Genomic DNA, 19,698 nt, shown 5'->3' on the forward strand with positions numbered 1-19,698 from the left:
GGCTGTCACCCGAGTTCAGCCGCGGCTCATCGCGCAAGGTCTATCTGCGGATCAACGTAACCGGCGGGTCCGGTTGGGAGAGCCGCAGTGACCAAGTTCTTGTTGATGGGGTTGATGGCAGCCACCGCGCTGGTGCCTGCATCGGCATGGGCGCAGGACCGGGGCGATCGCCCCCGGCGCGAAGCGCGTGAGGCGGGCCGCCCTGCACCGCAGCGCGTTCAGCGCGATGCTCCGCGCGAGCGCCCGCAGCCCCAGCGCAACTTTCAGAACGAGCGGCCGCAGCAGGCGCGTCCGCAGATGCCGCAGCGGGATTATCAGAACCAGCGGCCGCAGCAGGCGCGTCCGCAGATGCCGCAGCGCGACTTCCAGCGAGAACGCCCGCAGCGGCGCGAAGAGTTGAGCCGGCGCCCGGAACGCCCGGCTGGCTTCGATCGCCCCCGCGGCGACGGGCAGCAGCGGTGGCAAGGTGGCGACCGGCGCCCGGACGGCCGCTTCGATCGTCCCGATCCGTGGCCGGGCAACCGGCCGGACGTTCGCGGCAACGACGGTCGCCCCGATCGTCCGGGGGTCCAGCCCGGTCGTCCAGGCGGCAATTGGGAAGGTCGCGACCGTCGTCCCGGCGACCGCTTCGATCGCAACGATCGTCGTCCGAGCGACCGCTTCGACCGGAATGACCGCCGGCCCGATCGCGGATACGATCGGAACGACGGCTGGCGCAATCAAGGCCGCGACCGGCAGGACTGGAACGATCGCCGTGGGTGGAGCCGCGGCTGGCGCGACGACCGCCGGTACGACTGGGACCGGTATCGCCAGGCGAACCGCAACGTCTATCGCCTTCCGCGCTACTATCCGCCGTCCGGCTACCATTACGGGTATCGCCGCTTCTCGGTGGGGCTGACGCTCGGCTCGATGCTTTACGGATCGAGCTATTGGATCAACGACCCGTTCTACTATCGCCTGCCGCCGGCGTACGGCCCCTACCGCTGGGTCCGCTACTATAACGACGCGCTGCTGGTGGATCTGGAGACCGGCGAAGTGGTCGACACCGTCTACAACCTGTTCTGGTAACGGGATCGATGCGAGCGGGTCCGGCAGGCGACTGCCGGGCCCTCTTGCGTTCGCCGACACCTTGTTCGAAGGAACGGTGCCATGAAGGTGCAATCGACCCGTCCGCATGGCTCCCCGTCCCCGGTTCGGGCAGAGTTCGGGACCCGCGTCGCCGAGCGGCTCAAAGCCAATCCGAACGTTCGCCCCGCCAAGACGGAGGCAGCCCAGATGTTCGTCCATCCGGACTTCCTGAGCCCGGACGAATGCGCGATGCTGATGCGCACCATCGACGCGGGCAGCCGCCGCTCGACGCTGCTCACCGAATCCAACGATCCCAATTTCCGCACCAGCGACAGCTGCGACCTCGACCGCTGGTCCCCGGACATTCAGCCTCTGGACGAGCGGATCGCAGACCTGCTCGGCATCGAGCCGCAGTTCGGGGAGACGATGCAGGGGCAGCGCTATGCGCCCGGCCAGCAATTCCGAGCGCACCACGACTATTTCCACGAGGGCGAGCGCTATTGGGCCGACATGGAGCAGCAGGGCGGGCAGCGGACCTGGACGGCGATGGTGTTCCTGAACACCGTCGAGCAGGGCGGCGCCACCTGGTTCCCGCAGGCGGGCGTCCGCTTCAAGCCCAACGCCGGCCAGCTCGTCGCCTGGAACAACATGAACCCGGACGGCAGCCCCAACAAGCTGACCCTGCACGAGGGGATGGCGGTGGTACGCGGCACCAAATACATCATCACCAAGTGGTTTCGCGAGCGTCCCTGGGTCAAGTGATGGAAACGACGGCGATTTCCATCCTCCTCCGGTTGGCGTAAGCGCCGCCCATGCGTCCCGTTCTGAACATTCACCGCTCGATCCTCGGGCAACCCTGGCGCTGGCGCGGCTTGGCCGCAGACCCGTGCGACGCGAGCTTCGCGCCCGACGACCTGATCACCCAGCTGCTACTCGCCCGCGGCTGCACGCGCGAGGCGCTGGAGGCCCATCGCAGCCCCAGCATCCGCGGCTTCATGCCCGATCCCTCGATCTTCCGTGACATGGACAAGGCTGCCGACCGCCTCGCCGATGCCGTACAGGCGGGTGAGCAGGTCGCGATCTTCGGCGACTATGACGTCGACGGGGCGACTTCGGCAGCGCTGCTGATCCTGCTTTTGCGCCAGCTGGGGATCGAGCCGCGGGCCTATATCCCGGACCGGATGACGGAGGGCTATGGCCCCTCGGGTCCGGCGCTGCTGCGGCTGAAGGAAGAAGGCGCGAGCCTGATCGTCACGGTGGACTGCGGCGCCCAGGCGTTCGAGGCGCTGGATGCTGCACGCGAGGCCAAGGTCGACGTGGTGGTGGTCGACCATCACAAGTGCGCAGCCGCCCTCCCCTATGCGCATGCGCTGGTGAACCCCAATCGCATGGACGAACGCGAGGGTGCCGAGCATGGGCACCTCGCAGCCGTCGGCGTCGCCTTCCTGCTGGGAGCAGCGCTGCTGCGCACGCTCAGGACGCGGGGTTGGTTCACCAGCCGCCCGGAGCCCAAGCTGATCGAGCTTCTGGACCTCGTCGCTCTGGGTACCGTCGCCGACGTCGCGCAGTTGCGCGGGCTGAACCGCGCCTTTGTCGCCCAGGGGCTCAAGGTCATGGCGCAGCGCCGTAACCTGGGGCTGGCCGCGCTGATCGAGGCGTCCAGGCTGACGCGGGCGCCGACCTGCTCGGACCTGGGCTTCGCGCTCGGGCCGCGGATCAACGCGGGCGGGCGCGTCGGCCGATCGGACCTGGGCGTCCGGCTGCTCACCACCCGGGATCGGGACGAAGCGCGCGCGATCGCCGAGGAACTGGACCGGCTGAACGAAGAACGCCGCGCCATCGAGGCGGTGGTGCAGGCCGAGGCTGAAGAGCGCTGCGTCCAGCAGCAGGACCGCGGCGTGGCGGTGGTTTCCGGGCGCGGATGGCACGCCGGCGTGATCGGCATCGTCGCAGGCCGGCTGAAGGAAAAGCTCGGGCGCCCCGTCCTGGTGATCGCCGTGGACGAGAATGGCGTCGGCAAGGGCTCGGGCCGGTCGATCGCGGGCGTCGACCTGGGCGCGGCGATCCTCTCGGCGAAAGACAGCGGACTCCTTCACGCTGGCGGCGGCCATGCCATGGCGGCGGGCGTCACCGTGGCCGAGGACACGATTCCAGCGCTCGCCGACTACCTGCACGACAGCCTCGCCGACGCCGTGGAGCGCGCACGCGGCGAACGCGCGCTGCTGTTCGACGCGGTGCTCGCCCCCGGCGGCGTGAACCCGATGCTCGTAGAGGCTCTGGAGGTGGGTGGTCCCTACGGCGTTGGCTGGCCCGCCCCGCGGGTGGCAGCCGGCCCGGTGCGCGTGATCCGCGCGGATACGGTCGGCAACGGCCATGTCCGGCTGACGGTCGCCGGAGACGACGGGCGGAGCCTGAAGGCCGTGGCGTTCCGGCAGGCGGACACGCCGCTCGGCATGGCGCTGCTCGGCGCGCCGCCCCACCGCCGGCTATGGCTCGCCGGGCGGGCCAAGATCGATGACTGGGGCAGCCGCCCCGCCGCCGAGCTCCACGTCGAGGACGCTGCCTGGGCCGATTGATGGACCCGAAACAAAAATCGCAAACACCCGCTTGACCGCCCGGCAGCATTTCCCTAGTTCGCCGCAACCGGCAACGGCCCCTTCGTCTAGTGGTTAGGACGCGGCCCTTTCACGGCTGAAACACGGGTTCGAGTCCCGTAGGGGTCACCACGTTGAAAACAAACGATTTTCTCGGTGGTGAAAGAGCGGTTAGGTAAATCCAACCGGCTCGGTTAGGTAAACGAAAACGGGGCGGTCTCACGACCGCCCCGTTTCGATTCCAGCTTCTACCTAACCGGCGTCAAGCCACGAGACGAAGGTCTGGGCGCTCCTGTCCCGGCTTGATGGTGCTCATGCGGTTGCTGACGCCACGGGCCAGCTTACGCTTCGCGACGCCGCGTGTGTAATGAACCACAGTCTGAATATCCATTCCACAGATCGCGCTGATCTCGTGCGGCGTAGCCTCCACCTCGGCCAGATGACAGGCGGCCAGCTTGCGGAGCCCGTGGAACTTGTAGCGGGTCTCCCGCTTCTCCTCGCCGCCCTTGGTGATCGTGTCGAAGTAGCCGAGCTCCAGCATGAGGTGCTTCAAGCGGTCCTGGATCTGGTCGGGCTTCGGGAACGGTCGCCCAAGCCTGTTGTAGAGCACGGTCGGCGCTGTCGGTGACGCCGGGAACCCCTCCACGATCGCCGCCAGAGCCGGGTGGATCGGGATGAACACCTCAACGCCCGTCTTCTGCTGGACGAGACCCATGGGCTCGCCGGCGCGAGCGCAGCTCAGAAGCTCCTCGCGCTCGATCCTGATGCAGTCGCTGATACGCTGACCCGTATAGACGCCTAGCTGGATCGCCAGGCGCAGCATGTCACTCGACATGTCCACCGCGCGCTCAAAGACGTCGTCAGGCCATGGCAGCCGTTCGCCTGTATCCGGCCGCTCCGCGTCGCGCGCCGGGTTATACTTGTCCTTCCGGTAACCGCGACGGATACCCAGGTCGATCAGGTCCGCGAGGTATTTGAGGTAATTGAGCGTCTTGCCGGGGAACTGAGCCATGTCGGGCTGGTCGATACGGCGATCGACGTCAGCCGGCTCCAGGTCGGCAACGAGCTTGTCTCCCCAATCCGCGATGATGATCCGATAGTAGCGGTCCACGTTGTCACGGGTGCTCGGGGCCATTTCGCGATACGCTCGAGACTTCTCGGCCTCGTGGACGAGCGCCTTGAAGCTGTTGGTGATGTAGTGGCGGTTCGGGCCGCTGGTTTCTGGTTGCTTCTTCGCCTTCTTCCTTGCCTCGTGGGCGTTTCTCAGCGGCCCATAGACCGCTGCAAAATCGGGGTGACGGGGGTTCGGGAGGGGAGTGTAGGATGTCTTCCCGTCCGAGCCCTTGACCGCGAAATACAGCGTGCCCTTCTGCCACTGGCAGTATTTTACCTTCGTCCGTTCCATGTCGCCTCCCTCCCGCGCGCCAGCGCTCAAGCGAGACCGGAGCGCTTATCGAGATACCGATCCAGGACACGCAGGTCCCAGAGCGTGTTGCCACCATCCCGGATAGGAGCGGGGTAGCTGTGTTGGCCAACACGCGCCAAGAACTTGCTGCGCGACACGCCCATGTAAAGGGCGGCGAGATCCGCGGAGAGCATCCGCGGGACAAACGGCAGCACCTTCGGGGTGTCAGAGGTCGAACTCGATTCGCTCATGGTGTGTGTCAGTTACTATGCACCCCACGCCGCGTCAAGAGTGTGCGTGCCACTTCGCACAACCGGGTCCAGAAGCTCCCGTTTAGGAGTTGCCAAAGCACTTGAACGTCTCCCAGGCCGACCGGCCATTGAACGCGCGCCGGATCAGATACGACCGCAGCACCGACGTGATCGTGAACAGTCCGACGAAGCCCATCTGCTGCGATACGGCCATGTGGACGCCCATGATCCAGTTGATGACGGGGATCATCACCATGCTGGTCACGAAGCCCAGGGCGACGTTGCACGCCGCCTCCATGAAGCTGTCGATCTTCGACTGCTGAGTCATTCCGCCATCACCGCGCGCAGAATACCCTCGGTCACGCCCGCAGCCTTGAGCATCTCGAACAGGGTGCCGAGCTTTTTGCTGGCGATCTCGACCAGCTCATGATCGTCCCGCGGTGTCTCGATGCCGAGCTCTCCCAGCTTGATCGCCAAGGCCTCGCATGCGCAATCCATTTTGCCGCGATAGTCGCGCAGGAACTGGTTGCTCTCGCTCATGCTGCGCTCGCCTCGTCGGGCTGCCCGTCGTTGAAGATGACCGGCAGCTGGATGCCGCTCTTGTCGAGCGCCAGCGGGATCAGGAACGCGAGGTTGCGAACGGTGGCGTAGGCCCCTGCCCGCAGCGCGTTCACCGGGAACCACTTGACCTCCTCGGTCTCCTGGGTCGCGACGCGGTGCCAATCGTCCGAGAACGTGCGTAGCATGTGGACCACGAAGTCCGGGCCGACCAACGTGGCGAACTCCTCCCAATCGGCCGGCTGCGTCTCGACTCCCGCCTCCTCGTGGAACTCGCGCGCCTGCGCGGCATGGACGCTCGCGTCCTGCGGCTCGATCTTGCCGCCGACACCATTCAGCAGACCCGCCTGCCACGCTGGGCGGTTCTTGCGGACAAGCACCACGAGAGCGCCGGTGGGGTCGAACATGAAGCCGCAGACGTACCGCGCAATGGCGGGGTTCGTTTGGATCGCGCGTTCAGCCAGATAGACGTGTCCGCCCGCGCAGCGATCGCGCGTGGGGATGCCTCGCGTTCTCGTGACGCCTGGCTCACCGCAGCCCGTGACAGGGCAGAAGCCATAGGGGTTCTGGAGTGCGGTCACTTGCACTGCTCCGGGGTCTCGTGGGTTGATACTCGCTCGCGCACGCATGCGTAGAACTGGCGCAGCGCATTGAAGCGCACCGCGAGCTCGCCGTAGAGCTTGGCCGTCACCGGCTGGTCGATCGCGAGTGTCCCCATCGTGCCGTCCGGCAGCTGGCCGAGCGGCTTGGGGTCGCGGTCGATCTCACCTGGGATTGCTGGCAGCGATACCGGCGTCGACGTCGACACGCGCAGCATTGGCTGCGTCGAGCACGCCGTCAGAGACGCGGCAATCGCGATAGCGAGGGTCGCTCGCGACTTCATTCTGAATCCTCTCGATCTGGGGCGTGACCTTGAGGTCGATCGCCTGGGTTCGCTGGGTTGCGAGCACCCCCATAACGGTGCCCATCAGGTTCAGCGCCGCGTTGTCGTGCTCGGTAATCTTGTTGGCGGCCTCGATATGAGCCTTGAACTGCGCCTCCGCGGTGACGAAGCCGCGCTTCTCGGCCTTCTCGACCAAGTTGTCGCGCCAGGTGGTGAAACCCCACCATGCAGCACCGACTGCGAGCGCGATCGCAACGGGCTTCCAGAAGGGCTTCACGACAGCCCATACGGGCGCCAGGGCAGCGAGACCGACCATCAGTGCGTCACCCGGTCTACAGCGACCAGCTGGGGCAGCTCGGTGCCCTCCAGGTGTGCTTGAAGGGTCACGATCGCGTGGCGTAGCGTGTCGGCCTCGCCGGAGGCGGCGTTGTCGTTGATGAGGAACAGCGGGGCGCCGCCGTGCGTGCGCTGGGCCAGCACGGTCATGAAGTTCCGGGCTGCGTCGACCACGGCAGTCGCTTCCTCCAGGTGCGCGACGACGGTCTCCAGAACATCAGTCTGGGCGTCATACGCTTCCTGGAGTGCGACCGCCGCGTCCTCTCCAACCTCTTGCGTGTCGGCGAGCTCTGTCATGGCGGCCGAGAAGGCGCAAAGCGGCAGCGGGTCCACACCCTCGTAGGAGAGCGTTTCATCGGGGCGCACCGCACGCCATGGGATCAGGGACATGAGACTACGCATTGGTGACGAGCTCCGGCTGCATGACGGTCGCCGCGTCGATCTGCTTGGCCGCCGAGAGGAGCGCTCCGGCGATCATCACCAACAGCGGGCGACCCAGGGTCGGGTCGATGGCCTTGGCGAGAGTCTCGGTGCGCGCCGCGTGCTCGGCGGCCAGGGTCGACATGACGTCGTCGGAGACGTTGTGATCGTTGAGGAGACCGATGTCGGTCTGGAGGATGCGCTCGCGCGCGTCGGCGCAAATCAGGTCGCGGCTCATGCGATGTAGCTCGCGGCCATCTCGTCCTGCTGGCGCTGCTTCCAGTATTCGCGAAAGTCGACGCCCAGGTATGTCGCGCACGCTTCGATGACCCGGTACTCGAAGGTCCAAAGCGTGCTGTCGTTCCTGATCCAATCGTCAACCCCGGCGGGGTCATATTGGTCGAAGTCGTGCGTCGAGTTGGGCCGGCGGGGATCGTGGATTGCGATCGTAAGCCCGCCGGCCGCTCGAATTGCATGGGCCTGCCCCATGCGCACACTCCCGAAGCTGACCAGAGAGCCGGGCGCGACTGATGCGATCGCGCGCTCCATCCAGTAGTTCGGGCCGTGTTCCGTCTCATATTCCTTGCCCAGGTCACCGAGAGCCTGGCGCACCGTCACGGTGTCGTCATTGTCGGGCCGGGAAACCAGCTTCGCCTTGCCTTCCTGGGTCGACACCTCGTCCCAGGTCAGACCGTAGCGTTCCATGGTGAGCCGACGAAGGGGCTCGCTGTCGTCGACAGCCTGGACGCCAAGGGGCTCCAGGAAGCGCTGCGCGGTGCTCTTGCCGTGCTGGGGATGACCACAGATCCCAATGATTTTCACGGTGGCGCTCATGCCGCAGTCGCTTCCTGGGTTCGTCGATCGCTTACGCGGTCAGCGCAGCGATGTTGGTGCGGGCGCGCGCGGCACGCTCGGCTTCGGCGGTTGCAGCGGCAGCCTGGGCGGCCAGCTTGTCGGCCTGCTCCTGGAGAGCCTTCGCCTTCGCGGCCTGCGCGGCCTCGGCGGCGGCGAGCTTGGCGGTGACGGTCGTCAGGACCGACACGATGGTGTCGACGGACTTGGTCGGCAGCAGGCGGGCGACCAGCCCCGCGAAGAAGTCGTATGCGTTCATGATGTTGCCCTTCTCACTCGATTGCGTCATTTCGCTTCGGTGAGGTTGTGTGTAATGACACACACAGATGGGCGCAAGCGCTATTTTTCGCCAGGGCCAGAAAGTGCGTCGATCAGCAGCTTGCGCTGCGCATCATCGAGCTTGTCGATCGAGCGCAGCAGCCCGCGCACCGCCTTGGGCAGCGCGTTGATGGCCTCGATCTGCCCCTCGATCCGCGTCTTGATCTCGTCTTCCGGCATGTGCAGCAAGCACACGGAGTAGATGTCCGACTTGCGCACGCCCAGCCGCTCGGCCAGCGCGTCAACCCGCTCGGCGGCGGCAATGCTGATCTTCGCGCTAACGGTCTTGGTGGCGATCGTCTTGAACAGGTTCATGCAGCCATCCCTACCGGCATCGGGCGCTGGAAGCCCAGGCCGGCGAAGTCGAAGTCCTTACCGCGCGCCAGGATGCCATCCGAGAAGCCGGCCGTCTGCTCGACGATCGCACGACGCGCCTTGGCATGCTTGACGAGGTGCTTGTTGTTGCCGTCCTCAAAGTCGACGATGAAGGCGAAGTTCGGGGTGTGATACTTCTTGCGGAGCGCGCGGCCGATGCGCTGGCGCACCGCGACCTCGGCCTTGCCGCCGCCGGCCATGATGAGGATCTGGAGCGCGGGCACGTCGACGCCCACGTCAATGATCGTCGAGCCGATGACATAGTCGTATTCGCCGCTCGCGAGCTTCTTGAGCGCGTCCTTACGCTTGTCGTTGCCACTCTCGCCGAAGATGAACGCGCCCTTGAGGCCGCACTGTTTCAGCATGTCGTGCAGGATTTTGCCGTGCTTCTGGCGCTTGACCAGAATACCGACCGGCAGCCCCCAGCGCGAGCCGCGGATGGTCTCGGCGCAGACGTGCTTGTTGCGCGTCATGTTGTTGACGATCCCGAGATCCTCGGCCTTCTGCCAGGCGGTCGCGCGCCGCAGCGTCGGCGGCTGCTCCTTCGCGCCGATCGGGATGTATTTGAAGAACGGCTTCGCGAGGATGCCGCACCCGATCAGATACTCCTCCGTCACCCGCAGACGGATCGGGCCGAAGCGCGCGATCAGGCGAAGGTCGGACTCGCCGTCCTTCATCATTGGGGTTGCGGTGAGCGCCAGGCGGTAGTGGGCGTTCCGGCACTTGCCGAGCACGTCGTAATAGCCGTTGCCGCCGGCCTCGTGCGCTTCTTCGCCGATCACGAACTCGACGCTGTCGAGGAAAGCGATCGCCTCGTCATAGCGACGCTGCCAGCGCTCGGTCGCGCGCTTCTTCTCGTCGAGGGTCGATGTCAGGGGCAGCTCCAGCGGGGCGATGCGCTGCGAGAGCGTGGGAACCATCGCGCACACCACGTCGCCCGAGGTGTCCCAGGCGCTGTCGCCCACATAGCTGACCGTGAAGCCCTTGAGCTTCGACGCGATCTCGGTGCCTAGCTTGGCGAGCAGCTGATCGTCGGAGAGCTTGGCAAGGATCGCCTTGCCCATCTCGTCAAGCGCCTCGCCCATCTGGTAGAGCAGTGCCTGGCGCGTCGTGACGAACATCGTCTTGCGGCCGATACGCGTGATGCACAGCGCCGCGACGCGCGACTTACCACCGCCGGTAGCGATCTGCGCGATGTAGCTGCCGTGCTTCTCCAGGATGCGTACCGCCTTGAACTGGTATTCGCGGTTGGGGTCCGGCGCATGCTCGTCGACGATCGGGCACTCCTGGGTCGGCATCGGCCCGAGCGGTGCCGGCAGGGGCTTGCGAACCTGCTGGACCTCCCAGCCCTCGTTCTGGAGGGTGGCGATCGCGGTCGCGACAAAGCCCGCCGGGAAGCGACCGCTGGTCCAATCGTAGAGGGTCGAGCGGCCATCCCAACCGCCGGAGCGGCCAGCATCGGTGTGCTCGTAGCCGTCCACGATGAACGACATGGCATCCGACAGGGCCAGCTTGGTCGGGTCATCAATGCCCTCGACCTTGGCAACGACGGGGTTTGAGAGAACGCGCGCAATCTTTGTCATCGCTCACATATTACCGTTTTGAGCTTACCTTGTCGAGTGCATACTAACACACACAATGTCGTTTCGACTTACCCAATCAGGTCAGATTGTGGCTTCCTACACATGGCAAATGAGTGTAGGATGACACGCACGAAAGAGAGGTTGCCGACCTGATGAATTACGAGATGCGAGACCCTCGCACGATCGAGCCGAGTCCCTGGAACGCCAACGTGGTGTCCCATGAGAACGAGGAGAAGCTTCGCGCGTCGATCGAGCGTCACGGGATGTTCAAGCCGATCCTGATCCGCGAACTGCCGAGCGGCACCCTGGAGTGCATCGGCGGCTGGCATCGAGCCGAGCAGGCGACCGAGCTCGGCTATGCCGAAGTGCCCTGCATGAACCTCGGCGAGATCAGCGACGAGAAAGCCAAGGAGATCAGCCTGGCCGACAACGCGCGCTACGGTATCGACGACACGCTCAAGCTGTCCGAACTGCTGGCCGACCTGGACACGGGCGAGCTGTCGATGGTCCTGCCCTGGAACCAGCGTGACATCGCCGCCATCACCGCCAGCCTGTCGGTCGACATCGACGACTTGGACATCGACGAGCCGGTGCTGCCCGACGAGGAAGACGACGGCGAGGACGAGGCGCCCGCGCCCAAGGTCACCAAGACCCACCAGACGCTGCGCTTCCGCAACACGCTGGGGGACGCTGCGCGCGTCTCCGACCTCATCACGAAGACGATGCAGGAACAGGGCTTCACCAAGGAGGACGACCTGACGAACGCGGGTGACGCCCTCGCCTTCCTGCTGCTCAAGGACAACGGCGATGCCGAGTAATCTCGAAGACGACATCGAGCCCAAGTTCGGCTCTGAGTGCTCCGACTGCAAGTTCGTCAATCGGCCGCGCACCTGCCGCGGCTGCGACTTCGGTGAGCTGTTCGAGGAGGCCGAACCCGAAGGCCTCGATTCCATTTTTGCGCGTTGAGGTGCATGGTGAGTAACACACACACGTCCGACCCCTACGATCTGGTCAAGCTGCCCACCGAGATGTGGGCGATCGACAAGGTCAAGCCGTATGCGAAGAACACCAAGGTTCACTCGCCGGCTCACATCGCCAAGCTCAAGGCGAGCATCCGGGCCGATGGCCTGTTCGACGCGCTGATCGTCGACTTCGACGGCGTCCTGATCGCCGGGCACGGCCGCTACGAGGCGCTGGTTGCGCTGGGCCACACCACGGTCCCGGTGAAGCATGCTGCGCACCTGTCGAAGAATCAGGCTGACGCCGCGCGCATCGCGCACAACAAGACGGCGTCCACCGAATATGACAGCGGATTCATGGCCGAGGAGCTCCAGCGTCTGATGGACGCCGACGACGTGGACATCGCCGCGCTCGGCTTCGACGAGCACGAGCTGGACTTCCTGGTCGAGGATCTGGGCGACATGAACGTCGGCGCGATCTCGACCGACCTGGACGCCGACATCGACGCGCAGGACGCCGAGACCGAGGAGAAGGTCGCCAAGACGGACGCCAGCAACGAGAAGCTGGTCAAGGCCCTGGGCTTCAACGAGGTGCCGATTGCCGCGGTGAAGGACGTTCGCCGCTTCCTCGCCAAGATCGAGGCCGGCACCGGGCTCAAGGGCGCCGAAGCGTTCGTGGAGTTCTGCCGTGGACAGTGAGCAGCTATGCCTGTTCTGCCAGGGAGCGTGCGCCTGCAACGAGCAGATGATCTGCGCCGCTGATGCTGACAACATCCAGCTTGGTGTGACCACCCGCTGCACAGGCTGCTGCGATGAGCCCCGCCAGTGCGCTCGCTGCGCCAAGATCGACGCGGGCGAGGTTATGGTCGAGGTCGACATCGACACCCACAACGTCGTCGGCATTTTTGATCGCCGACCTGTCGCGGGCACGCTCCAGGATATCGAGGACAAGCCATACAAGGACGAGGTCGTCGAGATGCTGGAGGATCTGCTGGCGCGCGCCCGGCAGGGCGAGTTCACCGGCATGGCCGCGGTGCTCGACGGCGACGAGGGCCTGGTGACGCTCGCAACGCTTGGGGCTGTCGAAGATCCGATCATCTACCTGGGTGGCCTCGCGCGCGTCGCCCACAACATCCAGCGGCAGAACGACGATGAAGATTGAGCTGAACAAGTCCTTCTCCAGCCGCACCGAGCGGTCGGAGCGTGTCATCAAGGTCGCCGAAGCGTTCGGCCTCGGGCTCGAGGATCGCGAGTTCACCGTGCTCGACCAGGTCGAGGTGGACGTGAACCCCGGCGACGTCGTCTACATCTGCGGGCAGTCAGGTGCCGGCAAGTCCGTCCTGCTGCGCGAGCTGGCTGCCAAGCTGGCGCAGGCCGGACAGGCGGTCGCCAACATCGACCAGGTCGAGCTCCAGCCGGACAAAGCCCTGATCGACCAGGTCGGCGAAGACGGTCTGGCGGATGCGATCCGCCTGCTGTCGGTGGCGGGCCTGTCCGACGCTTACCTCTACATCCGAAAGCCCGGTGAGCTGTCGGACGGTCAGCGCTATCGCTTCCGCCTGGCGAAGCTGGTCGAAGGCGGGTGCGATGTGTGGGTGGCCGACGAGTTCGGCGCCGTGCTCGATCGCGTCACCGCGAAGATCGTCGCCTGGAACCTTGCCAAGGTTGCCCGTGCGCACGGGAAGACCCTGATCGTCGCTACCACCCACACTGACCTCCAAGAGGAACTTGCCCCGTCCCTCACAATAACGAAAAGGTTTCACGATCGAATCAAGGTTGAACATGCCAGCGCCTGACCACCGTTTAAGCAAAACGTCCGAGTATTACAGCTGGAACGCGATGATGCAGCGCTGCTGCAACCCGAACCATCACTCGTTTGATCGCTACGGTGGCGCTGGCATCCGTGTAACGCGGCGCTGGCGACGCTTCGAGAAATTTCTCGAAGACATGGGGCCGAAGCCATTCAAAGGAGCCAACCTCGACAGGATCGACGGCAAGAAGGGCTACATGAAGACGAACTGTCGGTGGGCAACGCCCGCTGACAATCAGAACAACAAGAGCTCCAATCACGTCGTTGAATGGCGAGGCGAACACATGACCCTTTCGCAATGGGCCGATCGAAACAGTCTCGATCGCGGCTTGGTCTACAATCGTCGTCGTCGCGGCTGGTCGCTCCAAAAAATCCTCAACACCCCAATCGACACCACCCGCCGTAGGAGGGGCTTGTGATGACTGACACGCACATACGATCGCTCGACGTGGGCGTCAACCCCGATTTGCGGTGGGAGGCGCACCGGGTCGCGTCGCCGCGGCCGAAGCTCTCGCTGATCGACGACATGACCGTGCAGCGCGGCACGATCGAGGATTGGCGCACCCTGGAGGCGCTCCACTACAAGCAATCCGGCAGCCTGCCGGCGGGCAGCCACCACTTCACGCTCAAGCTCGGCGACGAGCTGATCGGCGTGCTGGTGATGGCCTCGCCGAAGCTGCTGCTCAAGGAACGTCACGTCGTCCTGCCGAAGCTCAAGCCCACCGGCCAGGACAACAAGATGACGAACCAATACCGGATGAAGTGGATCAACGCCAACATGTCGGTGGTGGCGCGAGTAGTTGTGGACACGATGTATCGAGGCGCGGGCCTCGCTTATCGGTTCACCAACATCGCGAGCCGAATGGAGGGCAAGCGGTTCATCGAGATCCAGAGCTCCATGTCGAAATACAACATGTTCGCTCACAAGGCTGGCTTCCAGTTCGTCAAGCCGATGCGGTCGAACATGTATGACGTCGGCATCAAGTTTTTTCGCTCGACTTTCGACAGCGACCCGGCCGATCTGGAGGCGATCATCGACGAGGTGATGGGCAAAGATCCGATCGAGCGCGCCGCGATCGAGGCCGCGACGAAGGAGTTCTACTACGGGCACTCGGCCCTGGAGAAGACGGGCAAGTCGCTCGGCGGCGTCGGGGAGGCGCGCGTCGCGAAGATGAGCCTGCGCGACTGCGTCCACGCCTTGCAGCAGATGGTCCTCGCCTCCCCGCTCTACGGGATCTACACGAACCCGGACGTCGGAACGCCCCTGCCCGCGGCGCTGCCGATCACGGCGTTCGACCGCCAGGCGCCGGCCGCGAAGCTGGTGATCTGATGGCCCTAACGCCCTACACCGACAAGCGCCGCGGTGTCATGATGACCGCCAAGCAGCACGCCGTCCTCAAGGCCCTCGTAAAGGGTAATTCCGACGGCTCGCTGCTCGACGTCTGGCAGCTGATCGAGGCGACCGCGCCCGGCACAACGCGCGGCGCCATGATCTGCACCCTCCGACACCTGGTCGCGCACGGGCTGGTGCGGGAAGACGAGCTGGTCATCCGCCGGTCCCGCAAGGTCAGAACGCTCGCCGCGACTGATGCTGGGCGCGATCTCGTTCGCCCCGCAGCGCTCCCCGCCGGCGCGAGTTCGAGCAAACCGTGAACCCCCTAGCGCGCGCCCGCGTGTATATATAACCCCGCGTAGCGCGTGGGCGCGCATCCATAAGAATCAAATAATAACTAATATAATTAGATTCATGAATCAGATTCGATTCAATGAATCAGGTATCCCTCACTTCGTTCGGGATACCGAGCGACGCTTCGCATCGCTCTTTTCATGTCAAAGAACCGATTCGGCCCTAATTGGGATCGAGACAGAAACCGATCTCGGAGTTCAGCGAAGCCAGCGGTGGTCAACCCCCGCGGTGGGCTCGCTCTTGCGTCAAGCTGGGTTTGTGTGTTAGGTTACACACAATGCGCATCGACCTGTCCCTTTCTGTTGCCCCCGGAGTGCGATAGGTCGTGGCTGCGCAGTCTCGTTTGTCCCCGTCCGATTGGGCTACCGTGGTCACGCTCTACGAGCGCGGCGAGAAGAACCTCCGCGAGCTTGCCGACCAGTTCGGCGTCAGCCCGCAAGCGATCCAGAAGGGCCTCAAGGCCCGCGGCATCGAGAAGGGTTCGCGGCTCGATGAGGTGACGAACGAGGTGGACGACGCTGCGCGCCGGGAGCGCGAGCGCAAGGTTCAGAACGCCGGCCTGGCGGTCGAGCAGTATGCCAAGTGGTATGAGGCTCTCGCCAAGCTGACGATGAACAAGGTCATCACGGCCAACACCAACGGGAACATCGCGACCGTCAACGCCGAAGTCCTGACGCTCAAGAACGCCACCGCCGTCGTCGAGAAGGCGCGTCGCGAGAGCTGGGACATCCTGGGGATCGAAGATCTGCTGGGTGAAGGCGCCGAGCTGCCCGACCTCAACGTCGGCGAATACAGCGAGGACGAGCTGGAAGCGATCCGCCAGGGCAACGAGGAATCCTACCTCGAAGGCCTGGAGGATGAACCCGCACAGGACGACCAGGGCGACGACGACAGCCGAGAGGGCTAGTCGCCATGAGCTACTTCCCGGTCCCCAAGATCGACCTCAAGCTGCACCACGGCCAGGCAGCAGTTTTCCGCCACCCTGCCCGCTTCCGCACGCTGGTCGCCGGCCGACGCTTCGGCAAGACGCACCTTTCGCGCATCGAGCTGATCCGGTCAGCGAAGGGCAAGGGGCGCCGCACCATCTGGTATGTGGCGCCGACCTTCTCGATGGCGCGCGAGATCATGTGGGACGAGCTGGTGGAGGCTCTCCCGCAGTCGTGGATCTTGAAGAAGCACGAGACGCGGCTCGAGATCCGCCTCATCAATGGCACCGTCATCCAGCTCAAGGGCGCAGATCGACCGGACACGCTCCGCGGTCGCGCCCTGCACTTCTGCATCTGCGACGAGTTCCAGGACTTTCGGCCCGACGTGTGGGAGAAGGTGCTTTACCCGACCCTGACGACGACGAAGGGCCGCGCCCTCATCATCGGCACGCCCAAGAGCTACAACCACTTCTACGAGCTCTACTCCAAGGGGCAGATCAAGAAGAACCAGGCCAGCGGCCAGTGGATGTCGTGGCAGTTCCCGACGATCATGTCGCCGTTTTTCCCGCCGAGCGAAATCAAGCACGCGCGCGAGAACCTGGACCCGAAGACGTTCCGCCAGGAGTTCGAGGCGAGCTTCGAGAGCATGTCGGGGCGCGTCTATTACGCCTTCGACCAGAAGAAGCATGTCGGCGCCTATCCGTTCAACCCGCATCTGCCGATCATCATCGGGCAGGACTTCAACGTCGATCCGATGTCGAGCGTCATCATGCAGGAGCAGCCGAACGGTCAGGTGTGGGTGGTCGACGAGATCAAGCTGCCCAGCTCGAACGTCCCCGAGGTGTGCGACGAGATCGAGCGCCGCTACTTCCGGCACAAGCGCCAGATCACGCTCTACCCCGACCCCGCCGGCGCGAACCGCAATTCGAGCCGCGGCGAGAGCGACCTCGACGTGTTCCGCTCGCGCGGCTTCAACAAGCTCATCTACAAGAAGAAGCACCCGCTGGTCGCCGACCGCGTGGCGATCGTCAACGGCATGTTTCAGAACGCCGAGGGCGACAGTCGGCTGTTCGTCGACGAGCGCTGCAAGCACCTGATCGAGAGCCTCAACCAGACGATCTACAAGGCGGGCACGCCCACGGTCGACAAGAGCCAGGGCACCGAGCACATGTGCGACGCGCTGGGCTATCCGATCCACTATCTCTACGGCAATCGCTTCCGCAAGCTGGTGGGCTGGTCGTTTTGACCGCAGCTTGTGTGTGACAACACACACTGGATAGGCTATACTCGCGCGCTATGGCGCTCGATCTCGCATCCCTCAAGTCGGCAACCAACGACCAGCTCCTGCACTTGGTCGACCGCCGGCACCCCGAATACCAGGACAACCTGGATCACTGGCGCTTCCTGGAGGCGTGCTACAAGGGCGGCCGTTCCTGGATCGAGCAGAACATCTTCACCTATCCGAAGGAGGGGAAGCGGGAGTTCGCCGAGCGCAAGAAGCGCGCCTACCGCTTCCCGCACTCGAAGGAGGTTGTGAGCCTCGTCAACAAGTATGTCTTCAAGGGCTCGATCGAGCGCCGCGAGACGCTGCCGGATGCGGTGAAGGAGTTCTGGGGCGCAGCGACGCTCCTCAAGCGGCCGATCGCCGACCTGATGAGCACCATCTCCCTCTGGTCGAGCACCTTCGGCCGCATCTGGGTCGTGGTGGATAACAACGTCCCCGAGACGGTGGTGACCGAGGCCGACCGCAAGGCGTCCAAGGGCCGCACCTACAGCTATTTCCTCAAGCCGATGCAGGCCTACGACTGTCAATCGGCGTCCAAAAAGGACCCCCTATCGGCGTGCAAAAGGGACCCCCTTCGTCGAGCAGCGTGACAGGTATGACGGGCGGACCGTTCGCGCTGGTTGCGGCGTAGGGCGGGCGTAGCCCGACCGGAGGCGCAACCAGCGCGAAGCGTTCTCTGCCGGGTGCTCTGGACGTCAGCTGCGGTGTTTGAAGCGCCAGCTGTCGTTGCCGGTTTCGACGATGTCGCAGTGGTGGGTAATGCGGTCGAGCAGCGCGGTGGTCATCTTGGGGTCGCCAAAGACGGTCGGCCACTCGCCAAAGGCGAGGTTCGTGGTGACGATGACCGAGGTCTGCTCGTAGAGCTTGCTGACGAGGTGGAAGAGCAGCTGACCGCCCGAGCGGGCAAAGGGCAGGTAGCCGAGCTCGTCGAGCACCACGAGGTCCAGGCGGGAGAGCTGGTTGGCGAGTGTGCCGGCCTTGCCGAGGCGGGTTTCCTCCTCGAGCCGGTTCACCAGATCGACCGTGTTGAAGTAGCGCCCCCGGGTGCCGGCCCGCACCACGTTGGCGGTAATGGCGGTGGCGAGGTGCGTCTTGCCCGTGCCCGTTCCACCGACCAGCACGACGTTGCGCCGGCCGGGGAGGAACGAGCCGCTGTGCAGCGAGCGCACCAGGCCCTCGTTGATGGGGGTGTCGTCGAAAACGAAGGCATCGAGGTCCTTCACCGCCGGCAGCCTGGCGGCCGACATCCGGTAGCGGACCGACGCCGCATGGCGGTGGGTCGCCTCGGCACGCAGCAGGTCCGTCAGGACCTCCATGGTCGTGCGCTTGCGCTGGAGACCGGTGGTGACCGCCTCGTCAAAGGCGCCAGCCATGCCCTTAAGTCCGAGCTCCGCCATGGCCGTCATCATCTCATGCCGCTGCATGGAGGCCTCGCAGGCTGTCATAGCGGGTGCAGTCGGCGCGGGGCGGATGGCGCAGCGCCAGGTCCTCCGGCGTGACGATGGTCAGCGGCCGGGGCGGCTCGCGTCGACGGGCCAGGATGTTGACGATGACGTCGTCGCTGGCGGTGCCGGCCAGCAATGCTTCGCGTACGGCAGCTTCCACTGCCTCCAGTCCGTCGTCGAGCACCGTCGCCAGCACGCGCACGAACCGCCGGTCGGCATCATCTCCGGTGCCGAGCTTGCGCCGCAGTCGTGACAGCGCAGGCGGCAGCTCCCAGCCCTGGAACGGCGCGCCGTTGCGCAGGGCGCCCGGCTTGGTCACCAGCACTGGCAGGTAATGCCACGGGTCGTAGATGGTCCGGTCGCGGCCGAAGAACCGGGAGTGGTCGGCGACGACTTCACCGTCGCAGCGCACGACGATGCGGTCGGCATAGGCGCGGACCTGCACGGTGCGCCGCACCGCCCTGGCGGAGACGGAATAGCGGTTGCGGTCGAAGCTGATGAGGCACGTGCCGCTCACCGCATGCTCGCTCTCGTGGAAGCCGTCGAAGGGCGCGACCACAGGCTGGAGCACCGCCCGTTCGGCAGCCCAGGTCTGGGCGACCGTCAGCTCCTTCTGCTCGGGATGCTGGTGCAGCTCGGCCCAGCGGCGACACTCCGCCTCCAGCCAACCGTTGAGCTCCTCGATGCTGGCAAAGCGCAGGCGTGGCTGGAAGAAGCGGCCACGCGCGGTCTGCACCTGGTTCTCGACCTGCCCCTTCTCCCAGCCCGACGCCGGTGAGCAGGCGGTCGGCTCGACCATATAGTGGTTGGCCATCACCAGGAAGCGCCGGTTGAAGACCCGCTCCTTGCCGGTGAACACACTCGTCACCGCCGTCTTCATGTTGTCGTAGATGCCGCGCGTCGGCACGCCTCCGAAGAAGGCGAACGCCCGCGCATGCGCGTC

The 19,698-nt window shown here is 65.0% G+C and carries 29 protein-coding genes and 1 tRNA gene; 15 read left to right on the plus strand and 15 right to left on the minus strand.

The genetic code is table 11. The annotated features are described in order from the left end of the window. Positions 1 to 87 precede the first annotated feature (87 nt). From MHZ35_RS12245 to MHZ35_RS12260, 4 genes are all read left to right on the plus strand, one after another. Positions 88 to 1,068 (plus strand): RcnB family protein, encoded by a 981-nt coding sequence (locus MHZ35_RS12245; protein ID WP_239435914.1) that lies wholly within the window; start codon positions 88 to 90, stop codon positions 1,066 to 1,068. A gap of 81 nt (positions 1,069 to 1,149) precedes the next feature. Further along, positions 1,150 to 1,830 carry a prolyl hydroxylase family protein gene (locus MHZ35_RS12250; protein WP_239435915.1) on the plus strand — a complete coding sequence of 227 codons (681 nt, stop codon included), beginning with the start codon at positions 1,150 to 1,152 and terminating at the stop codon, positions 1,828 to 1,830. Positions 1,831 to 1,880: 50 nt separating this feature from the next. Next, positions 1,881 to 3,644 (plus strand): single-stranded-DNA-specific exonuclease RecJ, encoded by a 1,764-nt coding sequence (recJ, locus tag MHZ35_RS12255; RefSeq protein ID WP_239435916.1) that lies wholly within the window; start codon positions 1,881 to 1,883, stop codon positions 3,642 to 3,644. 75 nt (positions 3,645 to 3,719) lie between these two features. Then, a tRNA-Glu gene (locus MHZ35_RS12260) sits at positions 3,720 to 3,794 on the plus strand. Between the two features lie 130 nt (positions 3,795 to 3,924). On the opposite strand, the gene MHZ35_RS12265 is transcribed toward MHZ35_RS12260, so the two are convergent. The 13 genes from MHZ35_RS12265 to MHZ35_RS12325 form a co-directional block, all read right to left on the minus strand. Further along, complete coding sequence (locus MHZ35_RS12265; protein WP_239435917.1) at positions 3,925 to 5,067, minus strand: site-specific integrase; 1,143 nt, start codon at positions 5,065 to 5,067, stop codon at positions 3,925 to 3,927. A gap of 26 nt (positions 5,068 to 5,093) precedes the next feature. Then, positions 5,094 to 5,318, minus strand: coding sequence for a hypothetical protein (locus MHZ35_RS12270; RefSeq protein ID WP_239435918.1), 225 nt, complete (start codon positions 5,316 to 5,318; stop codon positions 5,094 to 5,096). Between the two features lie 82 nt (positions 5,319 to 5,400). Continuing rightward, the gene (locus tag MHZ35_RS12275; protein WP_239435919.1) at positions 5,401 to 5,646 is read right to left on the minus strand and encodes a DUF7220 family protein; all 246 of its coding nucleotides are present in this window, start codon (positions 5,644 to 5,646) and stop codon (positions 5,401 to 5,403) included. Next, a complete protein-coding gene (locus MHZ35_RS12280) occupies positions 5,643 to 5,858 on the minus strand; it encodes a hypothetical protein (RefSeq protein WP_239435920.1) in 216 nt (71 codons plus the stop codon). The genes MHZ35_RS12275 and MHZ35_RS12280 overlap by 4 nt, the downstream gene beginning before the upstream one ends. Continuing rightward, positions 5,855 to 6,505, minus strand: coding sequence for an NUDIX hydrolase (locus MHZ35_RS12285; RefSeq protein WP_274615904.1), 651 nt, complete (start codon positions 6,503 to 6,505; stop codon positions 5,855 to 5,857). Before MHZ35_RS12285 ends, MHZ35_RS12280 begins: the two co-directional genes overlap by 4 nt. After that, a complete protein-coding gene (locus MHZ35_RS12290) occupies positions 6,454 to 6,693 on the minus strand; it encodes a hypothetical protein (protein WP_239435922.1) in 240 nt (79 codons plus the stop codon). Before MHZ35_RS12290 ends, MHZ35_RS12285 begins: the two co-directional genes overlap by 52 nt. Next, the gene (locus tag MHZ35_RS12295; protein WP_239435923.1) at positions 6,641 to 7,075 is read right to left on the minus strand and encodes a hypothetical protein; all 435 of its coding nucleotides are present in this window, start codon (positions 7,073 to 7,075) and stop codon (positions 6,641 to 6,643) included. Before MHZ35_RS12295 ends, MHZ35_RS12290 begins: the two co-directional genes overlap by 53 nt. Further along, on the minus strand, positions 7,075 to 7,485 hold the full coding sequence (locus MHZ35_RS12300; protein ID WP_239435924.1) for a hypothetical protein: 411 nt from the start codon (positions 7,483 to 7,485) through the stop codon (positions 7,075 to 7,077). The genes MHZ35_RS12295 and MHZ35_RS12300 overlap by 1 nt, the downstream gene beginning before the upstream one ends. 4 nt (positions 7,486 to 7,489) lie before the next feature. Continuing rightward, a complete protein-coding gene (locus MHZ35_RS12305) occupies positions 7,490 to 7,753 on the minus strand; it encodes a hypothetical protein (RefSeq protein ID WP_239435925.1) in 264 nt (87 codons plus the stop codon). Continuing rightward, the gene (locus tag MHZ35_RS12310; RefSeq protein ID WP_239435926.1) at positions 7,750 to 8,349 is read right to left on the minus strand and encodes a hypothetical protein; all 600 of its coding nucleotides are present in this window, start codon (positions 8,347 to 8,349) and stop codon (positions 7,750 to 7,752) included. The genes MHZ35_RS12305 and MHZ35_RS12310 overlap by 4 nt, the downstream gene beginning before the upstream one ends. Before the next feature lie 31 nt (positions 8,350 to 8,380). After that, positions 8,381 to 8,626, minus strand: a complete 246-nt coding sequence (locus MHZ35_RS12315; RefSeq protein WP_239435927.1) for a hypothetical protein — start codon at positions 8,624 to 8,626, stop codon at positions 8,381 to 8,383. An 80-nt stretch (positions 8,627 to 8,706) separates the two neighbouring features. Next, positions 8,707 to 9,000: a hypothetical protein gene (locus tag MHZ35_RS12320; RefSeq protein WP_239435928.1), complete on the minus strand. Its 294-nt coding sequence runs from the start codon at positions 8,998 to 9,000 to the stop codon at positions 8,707 to 8,709. Then, positions 8,997 to 10,643 carry a DEAD/DEAH box helicase gene (locus tag MHZ35_RS12325; RefSeq protein ID WP_239435929.1) on the minus strand — a complete coding sequence of 549 codons (1,647 nt, stop codon included), beginning with the start codon at positions 10,641 to 10,643 and terminating at the stop codon, positions 8,997 to 8,999. Before MHZ35_RS12325 ends, MHZ35_RS12320 begins: the two co-directional genes overlap by 4 nt. Positions 10,644 to 10,807: 164 nt before the next feature. Between MHZ35_RS12325 and MHZ35_RS12330 the strand changes: the two genes are divergently transcribed. The 11 genes from MHZ35_RS12330 (at position 10,808) to MHZ35_RS12380 (ending at position 17,900) form a co-directional block, all read left to right on the plus strand. Further along, on the plus strand, positions 10,808 to 11,461 hold the full coding sequence (locus tag MHZ35_RS12330) for a ParB/RepB/Spo0J family partition protein (protein ID WP_239435930.1): 654 nt from the start codon (positions 10,808 to 10,810) through the stop codon (positions 11,459 to 11,461). Then, on the plus strand, positions 11,451 to 11,609 hold the full coding sequence (locus MHZ35_RS12335; RefSeq protein ID WP_239435931.1) for a hypothetical protein: 159 nt from the start codon (positions 11,451 to 11,453) through the stop codon (positions 11,607 to 11,609). The genes MHZ35_RS12330 and MHZ35_RS12335 overlap by 11 nt, the downstream gene beginning before the upstream one ends. 8 nt (positions 11,610 to 11,617) lie before the next feature. Next, the gene (locus MHZ35_RS12340; RefSeq protein WP_239435932.1) at positions 11,618 to 12,301 is read left to right on the plus strand and encodes a ParB N-terminal domain-containing protein; all 684 of its coding nucleotides are present in this window, start codon (positions 11,618 to 11,620) and stop codon (positions 12,299 to 12,301) included. Continuing rightward, on the plus strand, positions 12,291 to 12,764 hold the full coding sequence (locus MHZ35_RS12345; protein WP_239435933.1) for a hypothetical protein: 474 nt from the start codon (positions 12,291 to 12,293) through the stop codon (positions 12,762 to 12,764). The genes MHZ35_RS12340 and MHZ35_RS12345 overlap by 11 nt, the downstream gene beginning before the upstream one ends. Next, a complete protein-coding gene (locus MHZ35_RS12350) occupies positions 12,754 to 13,398 on the plus strand; it encodes an ATP-binding cassette domain-containing protein (RefSeq protein ID WP_239435934.1) in 645 nt (214 codons plus the stop codon). Before MHZ35_RS12345 ends, MHZ35_RS12350 begins: the two co-directional genes overlap by 11 nt. Continuing rightward, positions 13,385 to 13,831 carry a hypothetical protein gene (locus MHZ35_RS12355; RefSeq protein WP_239435935.1) on the plus strand — a complete coding sequence of 149 codons (447 nt, stop codon included), beginning with the start codon at positions 13,385 to 13,387 and terminating at the stop codon, positions 13,829 to 13,831. The genes MHZ35_RS12350 and MHZ35_RS12355 overlap by 14 nt, the downstream gene beginning before the upstream one ends. After that, positions 13,831 to 14,742 carry a hypothetical protein gene (locus MHZ35_RS12360; RefSeq protein WP_239435936.1) on the plus strand — a complete coding sequence of 304 codons (912 nt, stop codon included), beginning with the start codon at positions 13,831 to 13,833 and terminating at the stop codon, positions 14,740 to 14,742. The genes MHZ35_RS12355 and MHZ35_RS12360 overlap by 1 nt, the downstream gene beginning before the upstream one ends. Then, a complete protein-coding gene (locus MHZ35_RS12365) occupies positions 14,742 to 15,065 on the plus strand; it encodes a hypothetical protein (protein ID WP_239435937.1) in 324 nt (107 codons plus the stop codon). Before MHZ35_RS12360 ends, MHZ35_RS12365 begins: the two co-directional genes overlap by 1 nt. Before the next feature lie 359 nt (positions 15,066 to 15,424). Then, positions 15,425 to 16,006 carry a hypothetical protein gene (locus MHZ35_RS12370; RefSeq protein WP_239435938.1) on the plus strand — a complete coding sequence of 194 codons (582 nt, stop codon included), beginning with the start codon at positions 15,425 to 15,427 and terminating at the stop codon, positions 16,004 to 16,006. A 5-nt stretch (positions 16,007 to 16,011) separates the two neighbouring features. Beyond that, a complete protein-coding gene (locus tag MHZ35_RS12375) occupies positions 16,012 to 17,271 on the plus strand; it encodes a terminase large subunit domain-containing protein (RefSeq protein WP_239435939.1) in 1,260 nt (419 codons plus the stop codon). Positions 17,272 to 17,321: 50 nt separating this feature from the next. Continuing rightward, positions 17,322 to 17,900: a hypothetical protein gene (locus MHZ35_RS12380; protein ID WP_239435940.1), complete on the plus strand. Its 579-nt coding sequence runs from the start codon at positions 17,322 to 17,324 to the stop codon at positions 17,898 to 17,900. A 105-nt stretch (positions 17,901 to 18,005) separates the two neighbouring features. Here the strand turns inward: MHZ35_RS12380 and istB are convergent, their stop codons facing one another. Together istB and MHZ35_RS12390 are read right to left on the minus strand one after the other, a co-directional pair. Next, positions 18,006 to 18,734: an IS21-like element helper ATPase IstB gene (istB, locus tag MHZ35_RS12385; RefSeq protein ID WP_239435941.1), complete on the minus strand. Its 729-nt coding sequence runs from the start codon at positions 18,732 to 18,734 to the stop codon at positions 18,006 to 18,008. Then, positions 18,721 to 19,698, minus strand: a 978-nt coding sequence (locus MHZ35_RS12390; RefSeq protein WP_446741047.1) for an IS21/IS408/IS1162 family transposase, incomplete at its 5' end; no start/stop codon positions are given. The genes MHZ35_RS12390 and istB, both read right to left, overlap by 14 nt.

Source organism: Sphingomonas sp. ACRSK (assembly GCF_022346685.1).
In the GTDB taxonomy this organism is placed as follows: Bacteria; Pseudomonadota; Alphaproteobacteria; order Sphingomonadales; family Sphingomonadaceae; genus Sphingomonas; species Sphingomonas molluscorum.